Origin of the sequence: Hymenobacter rubripertinctus (assembly GCF_003583925.1) — a bacterium.
Lineage (GTDB): Bacteria > Bacteroidota > Bacteroidia > Cytophagales > Hymenobacteraceae > Hymenobacter > Hymenobacter rubripertinctus.
The window spans coordinates 1-354 of the sequence record NZ_QYCN01000140.1; the positions used below are offsets into that span (position 1 = coordinate 1).

The 354-nt window shown below is 64.6% G+C and carries 1 protein-coding gene; it reads left to right on the top strand.

The window, feature by feature from the left end; all coding sequences use genetic code 11:
• Positions 1–2: 2 nt before the first annotated feature.
• The gene (locus D0T11_RS23665; protein ID WP_449547931.1) at positions 3–299 is read left to right on the top strand and encodes a transposase; all 297 of its coding nucleotides are present in this window, start codon (positions 3–5) and stop codon (positions 297–299) included.
• The last annotated feature ends 55 nt before the right edge of the window (positions 300–354 follow it).

Consider the following 354-nt stretch of genomic DNA (forward strand, 5'->3'; position numbering starts at 1 on the left):
CGTTGACGTGTGGCAAGTGCAGCAGTGCTGACTTGCGCAAGAACGGCAGCCGCCACGGCCAGCCCAAATACCAGTGCAAAGCCTGCCGCCACCAAGCCCTATTCGAGCCGGCCGCCGCCCGCAAGGCGGCCCAGTACGCGCAGGTGGAGAAGCTGCTGGTCGAGCGCGTCTCGCAACGAGCCATCGTGCGCCTGACCGGGGTAGYCCGGCCGACGATTGTTAAACTGGCAAAAAAAAGCGCAGGCCACGCCCCAGTTGCGCCCCAAGCCCCGCCGGCCACGGGAGCTGGAGTTGGATGAAATGTGGACCTTTGTCGGCCACAAGGGCAATAAAGTGTGGCTCTGGCTGGCCGTG